The 19507-nt window shown below is 71.9% G+C and carries 15 protein-coding genes and 2 pseudogenes; 12 read left to right on the top strand and 5 right to left on the bottom strand.

Going from position 1 to position 19507, the window contains the following annotated elements; translation table 11 throughout:
* Positions 1-89: 89 nt before the first annotated feature.
* From kdgD to KPL57_RS16045, 3 genes and pseudogenes are all read right to left on the bottom strand, one after another.
* A pseudogene (kdgD, locus tag KPL57_RS16055) lies at positions 90-1022 on the bottom strand (5-dehydro-4-deoxyglucarate dehydratase).
* A 101-nt stretch (positions 1023-1123) separates the two neighbouring features.
* Entirely contained in the window at positions 1124-2035 is a 912-nt protein-coding gene (locus KPL57_RS16050; RefSeq protein WP_226352236.1) for a LysR family transcriptional regulator, read from the bottom strand.
* A 69-nt stretch (positions 2036-2104) separates the two neighbouring features.
* Positions 2105-3415 (bottom strand): MFS transporter, encoded by a 1311-nt coding sequence (locus KPL57_RS16045; RefSeq protein ID WP_226352235.1) that lies wholly within the window; start codon positions 3413-3415, stop codon positions 2105-2107.
* 72 nt (positions 3416-3487) lie between these two features.
* Between KPL57_RS16045 and KPL57_RS16040 the strand changes: the two are divergent.
* A pseudogene (locus KPL57_RS16040) lies at positions 3488-4397 on the top strand (IS5 family transposase); the annotation flags it as partial.
* 139 nt (positions 4398-4536) lie between these two features.
* Here KPL57_RS16040 and KPL57_RS16035 read toward each other — a convergent pair.
* Positions 4537-6198, bottom strand: a complete 1662-nt coding sequence (locus tag KPL57_RS16035) for an NAD(P)/FAD-dependent oxidoreductase (protein ID WP_226352234.1) — start codon at positions 6196-6198, stop codon at positions 4537-4539.
* A gap of 70 nt (positions 6199-6268) precedes the next feature.
* On the bottom strand, positions 6269-7108 hold the full coding sequence (locus tag KPL57_RS16030) for an SDR family oxidoreductase (RefSeq protein WP_226352233.1): 840 nt from the start codon (positions 7106-7108) through the stop codon (positions 6269-6271).
* A 177-nt stretch (positions 7109-7285) separates the two neighbouring features.
* Here KPL57_RS16030 and KPL57_RS16025 point away from each other — a divergent pair, with 177 nt between their 5' ends.
* From KPL57_RS16025 to KPL57_RS15975, 11 genes are all read left to right on the top strand, one after another.
* Positions 7286-8323, top strand: a complete 1038-nt coding sequence (locus KPL57_RS16025) for an alpha/beta hydrolase (protein ID WP_226352232.1) — start codon at positions 7286-7288, stop codon at positions 8321-8323.
* A gap of 453 nt (positions 8324-8776) precedes the next feature.
* On the top strand, positions 8777-10033 hold the full coding sequence (locus KPL57_RS16020) for a LuxR C-terminal-related transcriptional regulator (protein WP_226352231.1): 1257 nt from the start codon (positions 8777-8779) through the stop codon (positions 10031-10033).
* Between the two features lie 41 nt (positions 10034-10074).
* Positions 10075-10728 carry a hypothetical protein gene (locus KPL57_RS16015; RefSeq protein ID WP_226352230.1) on the top strand — a complete coding sequence of 218 codons (654 nt, stop codon included), beginning with the start codon at positions 10075-10077 and terminating at the stop codon, positions 10726-10728.
* The gene (locus KPL57_RS16010; RefSeq protein WP_020623112.1) at positions 10725-11594 is read left to right on the top strand and encodes an ABC transporter permease; all 870 of its coding nucleotides are present in this window, start codon (positions 10725-10727) and stop codon (positions 11592-11594) included. Before KPL57_RS16015 ends, KPL57_RS16010 begins: the two co-directional genes overlap by 4 nt.
* Before the next feature lie 16 nt (positions 11595-11610).
* The gene (locus tag KPL57_RS16005) at positions 11611-12492 is read left to right on the top strand and encodes an ABC transporter permease (RefSeq protein WP_226352229.1); all 882 of its coding nucleotides are present in this window, start codon (positions 11611-11613) and stop codon (positions 12490-12492) included.
* Positions 12493-12963: 471 nt separating this feature from the next.
* Positions 12964-13710, top strand: a complete 747-nt coding sequence (locus KPL57_RS16000; RefSeq protein WP_226352275.1) for an ABC transporter ATP-binding protein — start codon at positions 12964-12966, stop codon at positions 13708-13710.
* A 3-nt stretch (positions 13711-13713) separates the two neighbouring features.
* Positions 13714-15000, top strand: a complete 1287-nt coding sequence (locus tag KPL57_RS15995) for an MlaD family protein (protein WP_226352228.1) — start codon at positions 13714-13716, stop codon at positions 14998-15000.
* Positions 14997-16385, top strand: coding sequence for an MlaD family protein (locus tag KPL57_RS15990; RefSeq protein WP_226352227.1), 1389 nt, complete (start codon positions 14997-14999; stop codon positions 16383-16385). Before KPL57_RS15995 ends, KPL57_RS15990 begins: the two co-directional genes overlap by 4 nt.
* Positions 16385-17749: an MlaD family protein gene (locus tag KPL57_RS15985; protein WP_083695460.1), complete on the top strand. Its 1365-nt coding sequence runs from the start codon at positions 16385-16387 to the stop codon at positions 17747-17749. Before KPL57_RS15990 ends, KPL57_RS15985 begins: the two co-directional genes overlap by 1 nt.
* Positions 17746-19086: an MlaD family protein gene (locus KPL57_RS15980; RefSeq protein WP_226352226.1), complete on the top strand. Its 1341-nt coding sequence runs from the start codon at positions 17746-17748 to the stop codon at positions 19084-19086. The genes KPL57_RS15985 and KPL57_RS15980 overlap by 4 nt, the downstream gene beginning before the upstream one ends.
* Before the next feature lie 184 nt (positions 19087-19270).
* The coding region (locus tag KPL57_RS15975) for an MlaD family protein (protein ID WP_226352225.1) at positions 19271-19507 on the top strand (237 nt) is incomplete at its 3' end.

Here is a 19507-nt window from a genome sequence, read left to right as displayed (position 1 = left end):
GATCCGGTCGAGGACGGCCGGGGCGGATGCGGGCAGGGCGAGGCTTGCGGACACGGTTGCTCCTTCGCGAACGGTGCGGGTGTGGCTGCTCAGGCTGCGGTCGCGACCGGCGCGACCTTCTCGACGAGCGCGGTGAGCTCCTCGCGCTCGTCCGTGGTCAGGTCGGTCAGCGGGGGGCGCACGCGGCCCCCCGTCGCGGCCGACGGCGCTCAGCCCGGCCTTGACGATGGACACCGCGTAGCCCTTCCGGCGGTCCCGGATCTCGGTGTAGGGGAGCACGAAGGCGTTGAGCAGGCGGTAGACCTCGGGCCGGTCTTGCGCGCGTATCGCGGCGAAGAACCGCAGGGCGAACTCGGGCAGGAAGTTGAACAGCGCCGAGGAGTAGGTGGACACGCCGAGCTGCAGCAGCGGCAGCGCGAACGTCTCGGCGGTGGGGAGCCCGCCGATGTAGATCAGGCGCTCGCCGAGGCGGGCGTAGGTGCGGGTCATCCGCTCGATGTCGCCGACGCCGTCCTTGAGTCCGATGAGGTTCGGGTTGTGGTCGGCGATCCGGGCGACGGTGACGTCCTCCAGGACGGCGTTGGCCCGGCTGTAGGCGATCACGCCCAGGTCGGTGGCGGCGCAGACGGCGTCGACGTGCGCGGCCAGCCCCTCCTGGGACGCCTCGGTCAGGTACGGCGGCAACAGCAGGATTCCGGCGGCGCCGGCCTCCTGCGCGGCACGGGCCTGGGCGACGGCCGCGGCGGTGCCCCCGGTCGCCGGGCCAGCACCGGCACCCGGTGGCCGACCTCGTCGACGGCGACGCGCACCACGCGGTCGATCTCGGCCGGTGTCAGGGAGAAGCCCTCCCCGGTGCCACCCGCGGCGAACAGCCCGGCCACGTCGTGGCCTGCCTGCCAGGCCAGGTGGGCGCGGTAGCGCTCCTCGTCGACGGCCAGCGCGTCGTCGAAGTGGGTCACGGGGAAGGACAGCAGGCCGGCGGCCAGGCGGCCGGCCAGCTCGTCGGGGTGCATCGTCGCCACGGTGGTTCGTCCTCGTGTCTCGGCGGCCGCGCCGCGAGGGCGGCGGCACGGAACGGCGAGACCCACGCTAGGAACGGCCCGTGATGCCTGTACAGGACTGCTTAGGCATCGCGTGATGCTTCAGGAACATCGCCGAGCGCGCGCAGGGCTGACCACAGGGCCGGGTTACGGGAGTCCCGCCGCCAGATGAGGTGCAGCTCGACCGGGTCGGCGGGCACGTCGGCGGGGACGGCCAGCTCGGCGAACCCGACACCGTCGATGCCGAGCCGCCGCGCCGAGGCCGGGACGAACGCCAGTCCGCGCCCCGCCTCGACCAGCCACAGCATCGTGAGGATCTGGCTGACGGTGTGCACGACGTTCTGGTGGTCGAGGTGCACCAGCCGGACGACCAGGTCGTAGAAGTACCGCGCCTCCAGCGGCGAGTGCATGATCACCGGCTCGCCGGCGAGGTCGGCGCCGGTCAGCGGCCGCCCGGCCGAGAGCAGCGGGTGCCCCGCCGGGAGTGCGACGAGCACCGCCTCGCGGGACAGCAGGCGCGAGTCGAACACGTCGGCGTCGACGGGCGGGCGGCCCATCCCGAGGTCGATCTCCTCGTTGTGCAGGGCCGCGACCTGGTCGCGGGTGACCCGCTCGGACAGGACCAGCTCGACGTCGGGCAGGTGCCCGGACAACGCGTTGAGCAGCGCGCCGAGCCCGCCGAAGGCCGACGCGGCGGTGAAGGAGATGCGCAGCAGCCCGGCCGACCCCGACGACACCCGCCGTGCCAGACCCGGTGCGGCCTCGGCGAGGGCGAGCAGCCGGCGGGCCTCGGTGAGGAACGCGGCCCCGGCGGGGGTCAGGGCGACGCTGCGGTTGTCACGGTCGAGCAGCTGGGCGCCGACGGCGCGCTCCAGCTTCTGGATCTGGCGGCTCAACGGTGGCTGGGTCATCGAGAGCCGGGCCGCGGCCCGCCCGAAGTGCAGCTCGTCGGCGACGGTCACGAAGCCGCGCAGCTGCTCGAGCGTGAAGGCCATGCGCGGAAGGTAGCAACGACGCGGCCGGGGCCCGCCGCACGCGCAGCGGGCCCCGGCCGGGTGCCCTGCTCAGACGGTCGTCAGGTGGATGCGCCGGATGGTGCCCATCAGGGCGAGCCCGGCCAACGCGACGACGCCGTGTGCCGCGACGAACCAGAGCGCGACGTCGAAGGAGCCGGTGGTCTGGACGGTGTAGCCGATGACGATCGGGGTGACGATCCCGGCGATGTTGCCGAAGGCGTTCATCGTCGAGCCGACGAAGCTCGACGCCTCCCGCGGCGCGATGTCGGTGGTGATCGCCCAGCCCAGGGCGCCCAGGCCCTTGCCGAAGAACGCGATCGTCATCAGCGCGACGATCAGTACGGTGCTGTCGGTGAGGCTGCACAGCGCGATCGCGGTGGCCAGCGCCATCCCGACGACCGAGGGCAGCTTGCGGGCCGTGGTCAGGGACCGGCCGCGGCGCAGCATGCCGTCGGAGAGGAACCCGCCGGCCAGGCCGCCGAGCAGGCCGCAGAGCGCGGGCAGCGCGGCGACGAACCCGACCTCGAGCAGCGACAGTCCGCGGCCCTGGATCAAGTAGACCGGGAACCAGGTGATGAAGAAGTAGGTCAGCGCGTTGACCGCGTACTGCATGACGTAGACGCCCCACAGTGCACGGGAGGAGAAGATCTCCCGGATGGTCGCCGGACTCAGCGCGGAGCGGGCGCGCGGGGAGGTGTCGTCGGTCGCGCGGTCGAGGTCGACCAGGGCGCCGCCGTCGCGCATGACGGCCAGCTCGTCGGAGGTGACCCGCGAGTGCGACGCCGGCGGGAACATCCAGCGCAGCCACAGCAGTGCCAGCGCGAAGCCGAGCACCCCGAGCCCGACGAACACCCAGCGCCAGCCGAACTCCGAGGTCACCCAGCCCATGAGCGGGGCGAACAGGGCGGTCGCGAAGTACTGCGCGGAGTTGAACACCGCCGAGGCGCGGCCGCGCTCGGCGGTGGGGAACCAGGTCGTCGCCACCCGGGCGTTGGCCGGGAACGCGGGCGACTCGAACAGCCCGAGCAGCACCCGCAGGCCGAAGATCACCGAGACGACGGCGAGCACCGACATGCTGACCAGGCCGACGAACGCGATCGAGAACGTCACCAGGGTCCAGAGCGCGATGCTGACCGCGTAGATGCGCCGGGCACCGTAGCGGTCCAGCAGGATCCCCCCGGGCAGCTGGCCGACGACGTAGGCCCAGCTGAACGCGGAGAAGATGTAGCCGAGCTGCACGGAGTCGAAGCCGAGCTCGTCCTGCATGGTGCTGCCGGTGATCGACAGGCTGCTGCGGTCGGCGTAGTTGACCGCCGTGATGATGAAGATCAGCCCGAGCACGAGGAAGCGGGTCGGCACGCGCCGCCCGGCCGCGCGGGTCGGGGTCCTCCCGGTACTCGGGGCCAGGTCGCTCTCAGAGCGTGTTTGGAAATGGTGGGTGTGTCGGGATGGTCGACACGGCTGGGGTGCTCCATCGTGGTCGGCATGCAGGAACGACCGCGCCGGTACCCCTCGGACACCAGTGATGCCCAGTGGGTGGTGATCGAGCCGTTGTTACCGCCGCTCGCGCGGCGGGGGCGGCCTGTTGCTCATGCTCGTCGGGACGTGCTGGACGCGATCTTGTATGTCGTGCGGACCGGGTGTGCCTGGCGGGCGTTGCCGGTGGACTTCCCGCCCTGGCAGACCGTCTACTGGTACTTCAACCAGTGGGAACAGCAGAAGGTCACCGAGAAGATCCTCCCGGTCGTGCGGGGGCAGTTACGTATCGCCGAGGGCCGTGATCCGGAGCCGAGTGCGGGGATCATCGATTCCCAGTCGGTCAAGGGCGCCGACACCGTCGGCCAGGACTCCCGCGGCTACGACGCCGGGAAGAAGACAGGCGGACGGAAACGGTTCATCGTGACCGACACCCTCGGTCTGCTGCTGACCACGATGGTGTGCTCGGCCTCGGTACAGGACCGCGACGGCGCCAAGCCGATCCTGCTCAACCTCTACCTGCGCACCAGGGTGCGGTTCGTCTACGCCGACGCCGACTTCGCCGGGCGACTGCTCGACTGGGCCGCCACGATCCTGCAGACAACGATCGAGATCATCCGCAAGCCACCCGAGCAGCGCGGATTCACCGTCCTCCCACGAAGGTGGGTGGTCGAACGGACCCTGGCCTGGCTCACCGCACACCGACGCCTGGCCCGAGACTACGAACGCCACCCCACCACATCCGAAGCCATGATCCGCTGGGCCGCGATCAACACCATCACCCGCCGCATCGCCCGTGGATACCCCGCCACCCGCCAGCAGAAACACACGACACCCTCAACCCACTAGAATTTCCAAACACGCTCTCAGACATCGGTGTCCTCCTCCGGCGGGGTTGCCGGAGACGGTAGGAACCCGCACCGATACCGGTCCAACACCACTACGGCATCACGTGATGCCCACGGGGTATCGGGCCCGGTCCGGGCCCGGCGGGGCGACGCGCATCAGCCGGGCAGCGCGGGCGGCGCGAGCTCGGCGAACCGGTCCCCGGGGCCGGGGTTCTCCGGCGGGGTCGCCCCGCCCAGGTGCGCGACGATCCCCCAGACCGCGTTGAGCGCGGTCTGCACGGCACCCTCCGCCCAGGCCGGGGTCCACGACACGTCGTCGCCCGCCATGAAGATCCCGCGCTCGGCCGCCGGCAGGTCGTCCTGCACGAAGTGGCAGTACATCCGCCGGTTGTAGCGGTAGTGGCCGGGCAGGGCGCCCTTGAACGTACCCAGGCTGTGCGGGTCGGACTCCCAGGTCACCGTGATCGGGTCGCCGATGACGTGCGCCCCGATGTCGACGGACGGGTAGATCCGCCGCAGCGCGCCCAGCGCCAGCTCGACCCGCTTCTCCACCGGGTACGGCAGCATCTTCAGCGAGTCGCTCATCCACGAGTAGGACAGGCAGATCACCCCGGGCCGGCCCGGTCCGTTGTCGAACAGGTAGGTGCTGCGGGTGAGCCGGTCGGTCAGCGTGGTGGACATGACCTCGCGGCCGGTCGACGGGTCGATGTCCCGCCAGAACGGCCGGTCCACCATCACGAACGTCTTGGTCGACTGCATGTAGCGGGTGCGGTCCAGGGCCATCCACACGTCCTGGCCGAACAGCGACTCGTCGGTGTCGATCTGGGTGGACAACAGCCAGCTCTGGCAGGTGGTGAGCACTGCGGACACGTCGCGGATGCCGCCGTAGACGTCGGTGACGCGGATCGTGTCCGCGTCGAGCCGGTGCAGCCGGGCGACGCCCGGGCGGGTCCCGCCCCCGTGCAGCGACGACAGGCTGGTCCCGGCGGGCCAGTGCACCAGGTCGTCGGGGGTGCGCGTCCACAGTCCCTGCGGCACCTGCTCCACCCCGCCGACGACCAGCTGCTGGTCGTCCTCGCAGCCGGTCAGCACCACCCGCAGGATCTCCAGCATCGAGTTCGGGAAGTCCGAGTCCCAGCCACCGGTTCCGAACCCCACCTGGCCGAACGCCTCGCGGTGGGCGAAGGACAGGTCGGAGAACGCCTTCGACGTGGACACGAAGTCGTAGAAGGTGCGGTCGTCCCACACCTCGACGAGCTCCGCCCACAGCGCCCGGATGCGCGCGGTGTCGCGCTCGCGGATCGCCTGCTGCAGGTCGCTGAAGCCCGCGCCCTCCTCCAGCGCGCTCGCCCAGGCGTCGGCGACCTCGGTGAAGAACGGCGGCAGGTCGGCCAGGGTCCGGCCGTAGTACGTCCGCCCGTGCAGGTCGATCACCGTGCTGCCGGCGGCCTCGGTCAGCGGGTTCGGGAACGGCGCAGTCTCCAGCCCGAGCAGGTCCACGTAGTGGTGGAACGCGGTCGAGGAGCGGGGGAAGCGCATCCCGCCCAGCTCGGCGACGATCCCGTCGGCCCCCTCGAAGGGCTGTGAGCGCAGCCGTCCACCCAGGTGCGAGGACTCGTACACGACCGGCCGCAGCCCGATGCGCATCAGCTCGTAGGCGGCGACGAGCCCGGCGATCCCGGCCCCGACGACCACGACCTCGGACCCCAGCCGGTCCGGTGGGACCCGGCCGAGACCGGCCGGGTGGGCCAGCCAGTCGTCGTAGGGGAAGGGGAAGTCCGGGCCGAACGCGGTGAGGGGTGGCTGCTCGGGGCTCATGGGTGGGCTCCTCGGGTCGTGTGCCGGGGGTCACCCGGCCCTACGACCCTAGTCAGGGCCCACCGGGGAATCAGCCCTTTCCGCGTCGCGAGCGCACGGCCCCGGTGACGATCCGCTGGTAGGTGGTCGGCAGCAGCCGCACCATGGAGTCGATCGCCCAGGCGTCCGGTCCGATGAGGACGCGGCGCTGGTTGCGCCGCACGCCGTCGAGGATGGTCTTCGCGGCCCGGTCGGGGGTCGTGTTCAGCATCCGCTCGAACTCCGCGGTGGCCGCGGCGGCGGGCTTGCCGGTGGCGGTGGCGACGCTGTCGTCGACCCGGGCGGCCTTCGCGATGTTGGTGCGGATCCCGCCGGGGTGCACGCAGGTCGCCGACACCGGGGAGCCGGTGAGCTCGAGGTCCTGGCGCAGCGACTCGGTGAACCCGCGGACCGCGTACTTGGAGGCGTTGTAGCCGCTCATCAGGGGCTGCGCGGCCACGCCGAAGATGCTCGACAGGTTGACGACGTGCCCCGCCCCGGCGGCCTCCAGGTGCGGCAGGAACGCCTTGGTCCCGTGGACCACGCCCCAGAAGTTGATGTCCATGATCCAGCGGTAGTCCTCGAGGGACAGGCCCCCGACGGTCCCGGACAGCGCGACCCCGGCGTTGTTCACGATCATGTGCACCGCGCCGTGGTCGGCGACGACGGCGTCGGCCCAGCCGTAGACGGCCTTCTCGTCGGCGACGTCGAGCTCGGCGGTGGTGACCCGCACCTGCGGCCCGGCGAGCGCGGCGGTCTCGGCGAGGCCCGCGGCGTCCCGGTCGGCCAGGGCGAGGTGGCAGCCGTCGCCCGCGAGGCGCAGGGCCAGCGCGCGCCCGATGCCGGACCCGGCTCCGGTGATCGCGGCGGTACGACCGGTGAAGGACTTCATCGTCGAGCTCCCCCTCCTACGGGTGTGCCGGAGACCCTAATCCGACGACGGCCGACTCCTCAGGTCCGGGTGATCGGCACCACCCACCGGGCGACCGAGCCCACGGAACGGAACCGTTCCGTCTGCTAGCTTCGAACGAGACGGAACGGTTCCGTCTCGTTCAACTGGGAGGTTCCGATGAAGTTCCTCTACGACGACGAGTCCTTCTCCTTCGAGGCGCTGCGGGCCGCGGGCTACGCCCCCTACGGCGGCGCCGAGCTGGGGGAGGTCCTGGTCACCTGCCGGGCGATCCCCGAGGGCGACGAGGTGGCGTGGTCGACCCGGTGGGCCGCCACCGCCGCGCGGGTCGAGCGCATCGGGCGCGACGCACTGGCCGACGGTCACCGGGTCAGTGCCCGTGAGGCGCTGCTGCGGGCCTCGAACTACTACCGGACCGCGGACTTCTACCGCCGCGAGGACCCGGCCCGCGACCAGGAGTCCGTCCGGCTGCAGACCGCGTCGCGCCGGACCTTCGCCGACGCCGCCGCGCTGCTCGACACCCCGGCCCGCGCCCTGGAGATCCCCTACGAGGGCACCACGCTGCCCGCGTACCTGTTCACCGTCGACGGCTCGGGCGTCCCGCGCCCGACCGTGATCTACCACGGCGGCTACGACTCCACCCTGGAGGAGGACTACTTCGCCCTCGCCGCCGGGGCGCTGCGGCGCGGCTACAACGTGCTCGCCTTCGACGGCCCCGGCCAGGGCGCGACCGTGCGCGCCGGGCTGCACTTCCGCCCCGACTGGGAGGCCGTGGTCACCCCGGTGGTCGACGTCGCGGTCACCCTGCCGAGGTCGACACCGCGAAGATCGCCCTGGTCGGCACCAGCCTCGGTGGCTACCTCGCGGCCCGCGCCGCCGCCTTCGAGCACCGCCTCGCCGCCTGCGTGCTCCACGACGGCGTCTGGGACATGTACGAGACCGTGGCAGGCGTGGCCGCCGCCGCAGCGGACGCCGGTGGGATCGAGGCACTCGTGGCCACGAGCACCTCGGCGCGCTGGCTGGTCGACAACGGGCGCTGGACCTACGGCGTGGCGACCTTCGACGACCTGCTCGAGGCCACCAGGGCCTACACCCTCGACGGCGTCGCCGACCGGATCACCTGCCCCACGCTGGTGCTCGAAGCCGAGAACGACCAGTTCTTCCGTGGCCAGCCACAGCGGGTCCACGACGCGCTGACCTGCCCCAAGGACCTCGTGCTGTTCCCGGAGGACGAGGGCGGCGGCGAACACTGTCACGAGGGCGCCACCCTGCGGTTCCACCAGGTCGTCTTCGACTGGCTCGACGGCGTCCTCGCTGACTAGTCCCATCGGGTGAACCTCGCGGCGCGCGACCGGCCTGAGCGCGCCACGACCGAAAACGGTCCGACCGCTCGGAATCTGCACTCTTCGTGACCGAATCATGCCTCCGGGAGGGGCATTCACCTGCGTGTTCGGGTGGCAGCACCCCGGTTGATTTGCGGTGGACGTGACTTCTGTCGCACTGTAAAACAGTCAATGATGACCGTAAGTGAGGCGGATCCGAGGATCCGGGCGGTCGCAACCCGGGCGTCCCCACCTCGTTGCAGGGGAGAGCAACACACCCCGGGGTCGATGGTGACGTCGACACCGCCTCAACGAGGAGGAGGACGGTATGGGCGAGAGCACGAGCCGCGTGGCGTTCATGCGTCGCTGCGACACCGGCGGCCGCTGGCCCGGCCAGGGGCGCCGGATGCCGCGGGCCCAGTCCTCACGCGTCGTGGACCTGCTGTTGGCCGCTCGCCGCCTCCTCGACGACGGTCGCCTCCCGCACCCCGAGCACGTCGTCGACCTGGGGTCGGCCCGCGTGGTGCTGCGGACGGTGTGGGCCGAGGCCATGTCCTCGCTCGGGTCGGGCTCGGTCCCGTCGCCGGACCTGGTGAGCATGCTCGGTGAGGTCAAGGAGCTCGACGAGCAGCTCCTGCTCGACGAGCTCGCCCACTCCGACCGTGCGCTGCAGGGCGTCCGCACCGCGCTCGCCCAGCTCGGTGAGGCCCGCACCAGCACCACCCTGCTGGACACCGCCGCCTCCACCGCCTGCAGCCTCGGCTTCGACCGCTCGATCATCTCCCGGGTCGCGGACTCGCTGTGGATCCCGGAGCGCGTGCACGTGGAACGCGACCCGGCCTGGGCCGAGGAGATCCTCGAGCTGGGGCGCTGTCACCCGCAGACCCTCGACGGCCGGATCGTCGAGACCGAGATGGTCCGGCGCCGCACCTCGCTGCTGGTCGACGAGGTGCAGGAACGCCCCGGCGTCAACCGGCCGATCGCCGACGCCTCGATGTCGCGCAGCTACTGCGCGGCGCCGATCCTCGTGCACGGCGTCGTCGCCGGGTTCGTCCACGCCGACTGCTACTACCAGCAGCGCAACGTCGACCCGCTCGACCGCCAGCTGCTCACCCTCTACGCGCAGGGACTCGGCCAGGCGCTGACCCGCACGATGGTCCTCGACGAGATGGACCAGATCCGCGCCGACGCCGACCGGCTCGCCCGCCGGATCACCGACGCCCGCGAAGGCGACCTCGGCGACGGCTGGTGGGGCCACGGCGAGAACGGCCGGGTCACCGAGGGGGTCCCGGGCGGACAGACCGGTCCGCAGCGCAGCATCGTCGACGGGTTCCTGCGCTCCGCGCCGGTCGACCCGTCGCTCACCCGTCGCGAGGTCGAGGTCCTGCGGCTGATGGCCACCGGCGACACCAACGCCCGCATCGCCACCCGCCTGGTGATCTCCGAGGGCACGGTGAAGTCGCACGTCAAGCACATCCTGCGCAAGCTCGGCGCCGCGAACCGCGCCGAGGCCGTCTCGCACTGGCTGCGGGCCGAGCACGACCGGGCGGTCCGGACGCCCGCGGGTCCGGCCGGCTACCGGTGACCGCTCGCGCGGGTTCGTCCCGCGGAGCGCTGCCCCCGCCGTTGCGGGACTACCTGGGCCGGCTCGACGCGGCCACCCGCCACCTCACGTTCACCGCCCGCCAGGACCTGCGGTCCCACGTCTGGACCGAGCTGGCGCGCACGGCGGGTCCCGCGCCGGCCGAGGAGCAGCTCGTCCGCGCCCTGGAACGCCTCGGCCCGCCCGAGGCCCTCGTGCCCTCCCCCGTGGGGGGTGCCCCGCATGCCCCCCGCGACCCCGCGGTCGTGCACCTGCTCGGCTGTTCCCTGCTGACCGTGGGGGTGACCGGGCTGATCGGGCTGGTCCGGGTCTGGCGTTCGCCGACCTGGCCGGTCCGCGACGCGCTGACCGCCACCGTCCTGGTGGTGGCCGGTGCCGTCGCACTTCCCCTGGTGACCGGGATCCACCCGGCCGCCGGAGCACTGCTCGGCGGCCTCGGAGCGGGAGCCCCGACGGCCGCGCTCGTCCTCGGTGCGGTGCTGCTGATCCAGCGCCGGGCCCAGCGCAGGGAAATCCGTACGGAGCACGCCGCGGAGCCGGTCGCCCGTACCACCGATCCCCCCCAGGGGGAGGGTGATCCGCCCCCCACGGGAGGTGTGACCCCCGCCTCCGCGGAGCGAGACTTCAGCTCGGTGGACCCGGACTGTTCCGGCCCCGCACTCGAAGGAGAGTTATGACCACGCCTGGGACCCTCACCCAGACGCCCGACGAGACCGTCGAGGTACCGCGCAGGACGGCGGGTTCCGGCGGGGCGGGCGTGCTGCGTCAGGTCGCCGACCCGTTCGTCACCGCGGGCGAGATGTGGCAGCTGATGGTCAAGGTGTTCGTCCTTGCCGTCCGCAAGCCGGTCGGCTTCTGGGCCGACACCCGCGACCAGTGCTTCGACATCCTCAAGCTCACCTGGCTCCCGATGTCCCTCGCGGCGTTCGGGTTCGGGTTCGGTGCGCCGGGGCTCACCGGCGGCGCCATCTTCTACACCTTCGGCATCCCGTACCGGCTCGGAGCGTTCTTCGAGTTCGCGTCGGTCCGCGAGTTCGCCCCGTTCATCAACGGGATGGTCGTCGCCGGTGTCGTCGGAACGGCCATCACGGCCGACCTCGGAGCCCGCCGCATCCGCGACGAGATCGACGCCATGGAGGTCCTCGGCGTCGACCCGATGCGGACGCTGGTGCTGCCGCGGGTCCTGGCCTGCACGATCATGACCGCCGTCCTGGACATCCTGGCGCTGGTCGTCGGTCTGGTCAGCGGCTACGTCGCGGCAGGTCCGATCTTCGACGCCAGCTACGCGGGCTACTACGGCTCCCTGTTCGACCTGCTCAACACGGTCGACCTGTGGGGCAGCGTCGTGAAGTGCGCGATCTACGGGCTGATCATCGGCGTCGTCTGCTGCTACGTCGGGCTCAACGCCAAGGGCGGTCCGATCGGTGTGGGGAAGGCGGTCAACCAGGCCGTCGTCATCTCCTTCGCCGGCATCTGGGTCATCAACTTCGTGTTCACGCTGACCATGCTCGGCCTGAACCCGCAGATGAGCGTCTACAAGTAAGGGAGGTGTCACGGACATGACGCAGCTCGACGACCGGGGGCCGCAGGGCGACCCCGACCGCACCGAACTCCGGGCACCCGAGAAGCAGGGCGTGGACGTCAGCTTCTCCTCGATCACCGCGAAGCTGAAGACCGGCCTCACCGAGGCCGGCGACATCGGCCGGTTCACCGCCGACGTCGTCCGGGACTTCCCGGACATGTTCCGCCGCTACGTGCCCGAGGTGTTCCGCCAGGCGGGCATCCTGATCTTCAGCTCCGCTCTGATCATCTGGTTCATGATGTTCATCATGGGCGGGCAGTGCGGCCTGGAGGCCAGCTACACGCTCAAGCAGATCGGCGCCCCGCTGTACTCCGCGGTGTTCGACGCCTACTGCGGCCTGCGTGAGCTCTCGGTCTACATGTGGGGCTGGATCCTCGCGGCGAAGGTCGGCTGCGGCTACGTGGCCGAGATCGGCTCCATGCGGATCTCCGACGAGATCGACGCCATGGAGGTCATGGGCATCAAGTCCAAGTCGTTCCTGGTCGGTACCCGGATCGCGGCCACCGTGATCGCCGTGCCGTTCATGTACTTCGTCGGCCTGGCCATCCTCTACGTGGCGATGTACCTGGTCACGGTGGTGAACCTCGGCGGTGTCTCACCCGGCGGGTTCCTCTACCTGTTCTGGCTGTACCAGAGCCCGTACGACATGTTCGCGGTGATGGTCAAGATCATGACCGAGTCCATCGTGATCGTCGGCGTGGGCCTCTACTACGGCTACAACGCCAGCGGCGGGCCGGTCGGCGTCGGCCGTGCCACCGCGAAGTCGATGATCATCAACCTGGTGCTGATCTCGGTCATCGGGACCATCGGCACGCTGGCCTTCTGGGGGCTCGAGACGAACTCTCCGATCGCCAACTGACCTCTCCGGGGTCGTGCCGCTCATCCCCGGCGGCCGGCCCCGGAGTTCCCCGCCCCGACAACCCCCGAACCCCGACGACAGCCCCCCGCCACGGTCCCGGCCCTCCCCAGCCGGCCACGGTCCGGACGTCGCTCCCCGCCGCCCGGTCCGCCGCACCGCGCCCGCTCCCCGGGACCGAGGTGCCCGCTCGCAGTCCCGCCGGACGCGTCCCCCGCGTCCACGGTCCCCGGAAGCCTCCGGGGCCGCTCCCCTCAGCACGTGATCCGCGTGCCGGTTCCCCCGCGCCGGCACGCGCCAGGTCGTCCAGGAGGATCAGTGACCTCGCCGAACCAGCCCCGGCACACTCGACCGGGCTCCGAGTACCCCACCCAGCAGATTCCACCCGTCCACGACGGGGGGACCCAGGCCGCGGCCACCCGCGGACCCGGCTGGTCGACCGAGACCCGGGAGTTCCGGTACGGAACGGACCCGATCCTGCAGGTCGAGGGCCTCGTGAAGTCGTTCGGCAGCACCCAGATCCTGAAGAACATCAACTTCAACTTCCAGCACGACGCCATCACCACCGTGCTGGGCCCGTCGGGCACCGGGAAGTCGGTGCTCATCAAGCACCTGGTCGGGCTGCTCGCCCCGGACCGCGGCGCGGTCTACGTCGGCGGTGTCGACATCTGGTCGATGAGCGAGAACGAGCGCTACGACATGCGGACCCGGTTCGGCGTCTGCTGGCAGGACGGCGCGTTGTTCGGCTCCATGAACCTCTACGACAACGTCGCCTTCCCGCTCCGCAAGCACACGCGGATGTCGGAGAAGGAGGTCGAGAAGACGGTCATGACCGCACTCGACGAGGTCGGTCTGGCCAAGGCCGCGCACAAGGCGCCCAACGAGGTCTCCGGCGGCATGAAGAAGCGCGCCGGCTTCGCCCGCGCGCTGGTGATGAACCCCGACATCGTGCTGTTCGACGAGCCGGACTCCGGTCTCGACCCGGTCCGCACCTCGCTGCTCTGCGACATCATCATGGACGTCCACAACCAGCACGGCGGCACGTACCTGCTGGTCACGCACGACATCAAGACCGCCCGCAAGGTCAGCGACTACGTCGGCCTGATCTGGAAGGGCGAGGTCGTCCACTACGGACCGGCGCACGAGGCCTTCGAGCACCAGGACCCGTTCGTCAAGCAGTTCCTCGCGGGACAGTCCGCCGGCCCGCTCGGGATGGACTGAGCGATGAGCGGACTCCTCGGCAAGATCGCCGCCGGTCTGGTGGCGCTGCTCGTGGTCGGCGGTGTGTTCGTCGCCGTCGGCGGCACGCAGCCGTACACGGTCAGCGCGGTCCTGCCCGCCGGCAACCCCAACCTCATCCCCGGCGCACCGATCTACATCGACGGCTTCCAGGCGGGCGAGATCCGGTCCGTGCGGCCCGAGGAGGGCCACGCGGTCGTCGACTTCACCGTCGACGACGGACTGGCCCCGCTGCACGCCGGCGCGTTCGTCCACGTGCAGTGGAAGGCCGTCGTCGGTGAGCGCCTGCTGTTCGTGCAGGACGGCCCGAAGGACTACGCCGAGATCCCGAGCGGCGGCATGGTGCAGGGCGACTTCCCGAAGCCGACCGAGGTCGCGGACGTGCTCGCCGCCCTCGACGAGCCCACCCGGGCGCGGCTGACCAGCCTGGTCGGCACCCTGCAGAACACGGTCACCGGGCACGAGCAGGACCTCAACGCCACCGTGAACACCGCCGGACCGGCGCTCGCCGCGGTCGGCAACGTGCTGCGCGGCATCGGCACCGACGGTCCGGCGATCTCCAAGCTGGTCACCGACCTCAACGGCACGGTGGACACCCTGGCCAGGCGCCAGCAGGACCTCGGCTCGGTGGTCGACGAGCTGGGCACCAGCGCCCGGGCGCCGGCCGCCCAGCGCGAGCAGCTCCGCTCCGCGCTGGCCAAGCTGCCCCCGACGCTGCGCACCGCCCAGGGCACGCTGAACAAGGTCCCCGGCGTCACCGACGAGGCCCTGCCGCTGCTGGAGGACCTGCGCCCGGCGACCGAGAAGCTTCCCGGCGTGTCCGAGCAGCTCGCCCCGCTGCTGCAGGACCTGCGGCCACTGGTCGCCGACCTCAAGCCCACGCTCGAGGCGGCCTCGGCGCTGCTCGACCGCACCCCCGGCCTCCTCGACTCGTCGAACCGGGCGCTGCCGGGCCTCGCCGAGACCGTGGGTGGCTACGCGCCGGTGCTCGAGGCGCTGCGCCCCTACACCCCCGATGTCGTCGGATTCCTCTCTACCTGGGGATCCGCCGCGCAGAACTTCGACTCGAACGGCCGTTACATGCGGATCTTCGCGCAGGCCGGCCCCGCCACGCCGGTCATCTACCCGCCGGGCGTGACGCCGCCGGGGATCGTCCCGAACCTGAACCCGGCCCCTGGCTCCGCCGACCAGACCTCGGGCAACGGGGAGCAGGGGCCCGGCGCCCCGCTGCTGCCGCAGCTCGGCGACGCCAGCGGGGAGGGTCCGCGATGAGTCTCGGAGTCTCCCGCTGGCGGGTCCTCGCCGTCGGCCTGGTCGCGCTGCTCGCGGGCACCGGTGCCGCCGCCGGCCTCTCCAACGCCGAGTCCGGCCGGATCCTGATCGCGGAGTTCGCCGACGTCAGCCCGATCCTCGCCGGCCAGCAGGTCAAGATCAACGGCGTCACGGTCGGGGAGGTCGGGCAGCTCCAGTTCGACCCGCAGCGCAAGGTCGCCGAGGTCCCGCTGCGCGTCGACGCCCGCGCCCTGCCGATCCACGCCGACGCGAAGGTGACCGTCGCCCCGGTGTCGCTGCTCGGGGAGCGCTTCCTCAACCTGAACACCGGCACCCCGGGCTCGCCCGAGCTGCCCATGAACCAGCCCATCGGGGTGGAGCGGACCGGCCAGGAGGCCGACCTGCAGAACATCCTCGACACCCTGGACGACCCGACGGCGGGCGCGCTCGCCGCACTGGTCACCACGCTGGGCCAGGGCACCGCGAACAACGGCGAGAACATCCAGAAGACACTCGCCGCGCTCGCCCCGGCCATGAAGGACACCCACCAGCTCGTCGGCGTCCTGTCCGACCAGAACGAGCTGCTCGGCCGGGTCATCGACCAGGTCGAGCCGGTCACCGGCGCACTCGCCGTCGACCAGGGCAGGCGGCTCGACGGCCTGGTCGCCTCGACCACGTCGCTGCTCGACACCACCGCCGCCCGCGACGCGCAGCTGCGCGGCACCCTGCAGGAGCTCCCCGGCACCCTGGCCGCTGCCCGCGCCACCCTCGGCGAGCTCGCCGGCACGGCGCAGTCCACCGCGGTCACCTTGGGCAACCTGCGGCCGACCACCGACAACCTGGTGGACATCAGCCGTGAGCTGCAGCGCTTCGCCGACTCGGCGGACCCGGCGCTGGCCTCGGCCGACCCGGTCCTGGACCGGGCGAGCGAGCTGCTCGACCAGGCCCGGCCGGTCGCCGCGGAGCTCCGGGCCGCGGGCCCGGACCTGCAGCACACGGTCACCGGGGCCGAGCCGATCGTCCGGGAGCTCAACGGGAACCTCGGCAACGTGCTCGGCTTCATCCGGAACTGGGCGCTGACCACCAACCAGAAGGACGGGCTGTCCCACTACTTCCGGGCCAGCTACGTGCTCAACGGTGACCCGGTCACCGGATTCCTGCCGGGTGGCGTGCCGGACTCCGCGCCCGCGCCCGGACCGGACGCCAGCCCGAACCCGCAGGTGAACGAGCCCGCCCCGTCCCAGCCGGGGCCGGGGACCGCGGCCCAGCCGGGCCAGGACTCCAACACCCTGCTGCAGAGCCAGCCCACCCCCGAGAGCAGCGCCACCGGGCTCAGCCCGGAGCAGGAGCAGGGCGCGCTCGGAACCCTGCTGGGAGGCCAGTGATGGCGAGTGCCAAGCCCAAGCGCGGCGCGCGCTTCCGATCCGGTGTGATCGGCCTGCTGATGTTCGTCGCGGCGGGGTTCTTCCTCTACGTCGCGCTGACCGCCCAGAAGGGTCTGCCCTTCGCCCAGCACGAGTTCCGCACCGCGGCCGTCTCGGACACCGGTGACCTCGCCGTCGGCAACGACGTCCGGGTCGGCCAGGTCCGCGTCGGACGCGTCGACGACATCACCCTCGCCGACGGCGTCCCGCAGGTCCGGATGCAGCTCGACGACGCCGCCACGAAGGTCTTCAAGGACGGCTCGGCCGCGGTGACCGGCCGGTCCGGTCTCGGTCAGCAGTACCTGGACCTCGACATCGGCACCGAGCAGGCCGGCGTCCTCGGCGAGGACGACGTGCTCCCGGTCCAGCGCTCCCGCGGCGCGGTGCAGCTGCTGGACCTGGCCAAGGTCTTCGACCCGGCCACCCAGGACTCCACCCGCTCCGCGTTGCAGCAGCTCGGCAACGGTGCGGCCGGACACGGCCAGGACCTGGCGGACGTGGCGAAGGCCGGCCCGCAGATCCTGCCCTCGCTCGGCACGACCGCCCGGTCGCTGTCGGTCGACGGCGGCCGCGACCTGACCGGGATGCTGCAGTCGCTGGAGAGCCTGTCCTCGCGCTTCGCCGGACGGGAGCAGGAGATCTCCTCGCTGGTCGGGCAGCTCGACACCACGTTCGCGGCGATCGACGCGGACAAGGGCACGGCGCTGGGGGACACCCTCGACATCGCCCCCGAGGCGCTGCCGGCCGCCCGCAAGGCCCTGGAGGACCTGCAGCAGCCGCTGGCGTCGACGAACTCGGCGATGACGCAGCTGCAGACCGGGTCCCGCTCGCTCGGCGACGCCACCCCGGACCTGCGGGGCGTGCTGGTCGAGGCCCCGCAGCCGCTGGACAAGCTGCCCGGCGTCTCCGACTCGGCCGAGCCCGCGCTCGGCTCGCTGACCCCCGCCGTCGCCGATGCGCGCCCCGTCGCGCCGAAGGTGACCCAGGGAGTCGGCTTCGCGAACACCCCGCTGCAGGTCCTGGCGCCCTACGCGCCGGAGATCGCGCAGTGGTTCACCAGCGCCTCGTCCGGCCTGTCCGACGGCGACGCCGCGGGCCACCACCTGCGGTTCACCCTGATGGTCCGGCCGGAGTCCTTCGTCGGAGCGGCGGGTCTGCCCGACCCGACCGCGGCGAGCAACCCGTACCCGGCCCCCGGCCAGGCACCGAACGACGCATCGCTGGGCCTGCTGCCCGCCCCGGGCCCGTCCAACCGGACGCCCCAGGAGCAGCCCGGCCAGGGCGACAGCGCCGCCGGCGGCGGCCTTCTGGGAGGTAACCGATGACCGCCCCCGCACAGGGCACCGGCACGCCACGGCTGCGCCGGCGGCTCCCGCTCTGGGTGGCCGCTCTCGCGGTCATCGGGATCATGCTGCTGTCGCTGGTCCTGGGCCTGCTCAAGCCGCAGGTCACGACGCTGCTCATGAAGCTGACCGGCGCCTCGACCCGGACCGTGCACTTCACCGCGAACCAGTTCCTCTTCGAGGACGTCTCGAAGGTGAAGGTCGCCGGTGTCGACTCCGGTGTCGTGAGCTCGGTCGACCCGGCGCCCGACGGCGGCGCGATCGTGACCGTCGTCGTCGACCCGGAGGTCGTGGACACCGTCGGCGACCAGCCGTCGGCACGGCTGCGGCCCACCACCCTGCTGTCCGGCCTGTTCTACATCGACCTCGTCCCGGGCGGTGACCGCTCCGCGGAGTGGACCGAGCAGATCCCGGTGGACCGCACCCGGCTCCCCACCGAGGTCGACGACGTCGCCGAGCGTCTCCAGCCCGACGCCCTCGAGGGCGCGAAGGCCGCGGTCACCCAGTTCGACGAGACCCTCGGCAACGCCGGCGGCAACGAGGCGCTCCACGAGCTCCTCGCCACGGCGCCGGGGACCCTCGGTCCGGCCGCCGGGGTCGTCGAGTCGCTGCGCGGCACCCAGCCGGAGAGGGACCTGACCGAGGTCGTGCGGGGCCTGCAGCGCACCACCGGCACGCTGAACCGCGAGCCGGGGCAGCTGGACGGCATCGTCGCGAACCTGCAGGACACCACGCAGGTCCTGGCCGAGACCTCCGGTCCGGTCGCCGACGCGGTCTCCAGGCTGCCCGGCGTCCTCGACACCACCGACGCCGGCCTGAAGCGGCTGAACGTGTCGCTGGACAAGCTGCGCGACACCGCGGGCCCGGCCCGGCCCACCGTCCAGGAGCTGGACGAGCTCCTGGGCCGTGCCGAGCCGGTGCTGGCCGACGCCCGCCCGCTGGTGTCCGACCTGCGCGCGGCGCTGGTCGACGCCCGCCCGCTGGTCGAGGGCCTGGTCCCGGCGAGCGAGGGCGCGACGCGGGTCCTCGACGACCTGCCGGCGCCGCTCGAGCGACTGGGCGGACCGGTCCTCGACTCGCTGAACACCCCGTTCGTCGGCGAGGGCCCGTACTCCGCGGTCGACAGCCGCGGTGTCCCCCTCAAGGACGAGGTCGGTCACATGTTCTCGAACCTCAGCAGGACCGGCGCCTACGTCGACCCCAACGGGCACGCGGTGTCCTTCCACCCCGGTCCCGGCCTCGGCACCGTGCCCGGCCTGGGCTCGGTGAGCCTGGAGAACATGTTCCAGCAGATCTTCCACGGGACGGGTGGTCGGTGATGGCGGCAACTCCCACACCTGCACCGGAGGCCCCCCGTGGGTTCCGGGCCAGGTTCCGGTCCGGACTGGACCGCGTCCGCAACGAGCCCGGTCTGGGCCGGAACGTGATCGCCCTCGGCGTCGTGATGGTGCTCGGCCTGGTCTGCGGGGGCTACATCCTGTCCCAGCAGCGGTTCGTGCCGCCGTGGGCGAACGGCGGATGGTCTACGCGACCTTCTCCGAGACCCCGGCGCTCGCTCCCGGCCGCGGCCAGGAGGTCCGGATGTCCGGCGTCCCGGTCGGCGACATCCGCTCCTCCGAGCTCACGCCGGAGGGCACCGCCCGGGTGCTCCTGGCGATCGACCGCAACGACTACGACGGCCCCGTCTACGACAACGCCACCGTGGTCCTGCGGCCGCAAGAGCCCGCTCAACGAGATGTA

The sequence above is a fragment of the Pseudonocardia sp. ICBG601 genome (assembly GCF_020496245.1).
This window is presented reverse-complemented; position numbering and strand designations above follow the sequence as displayed.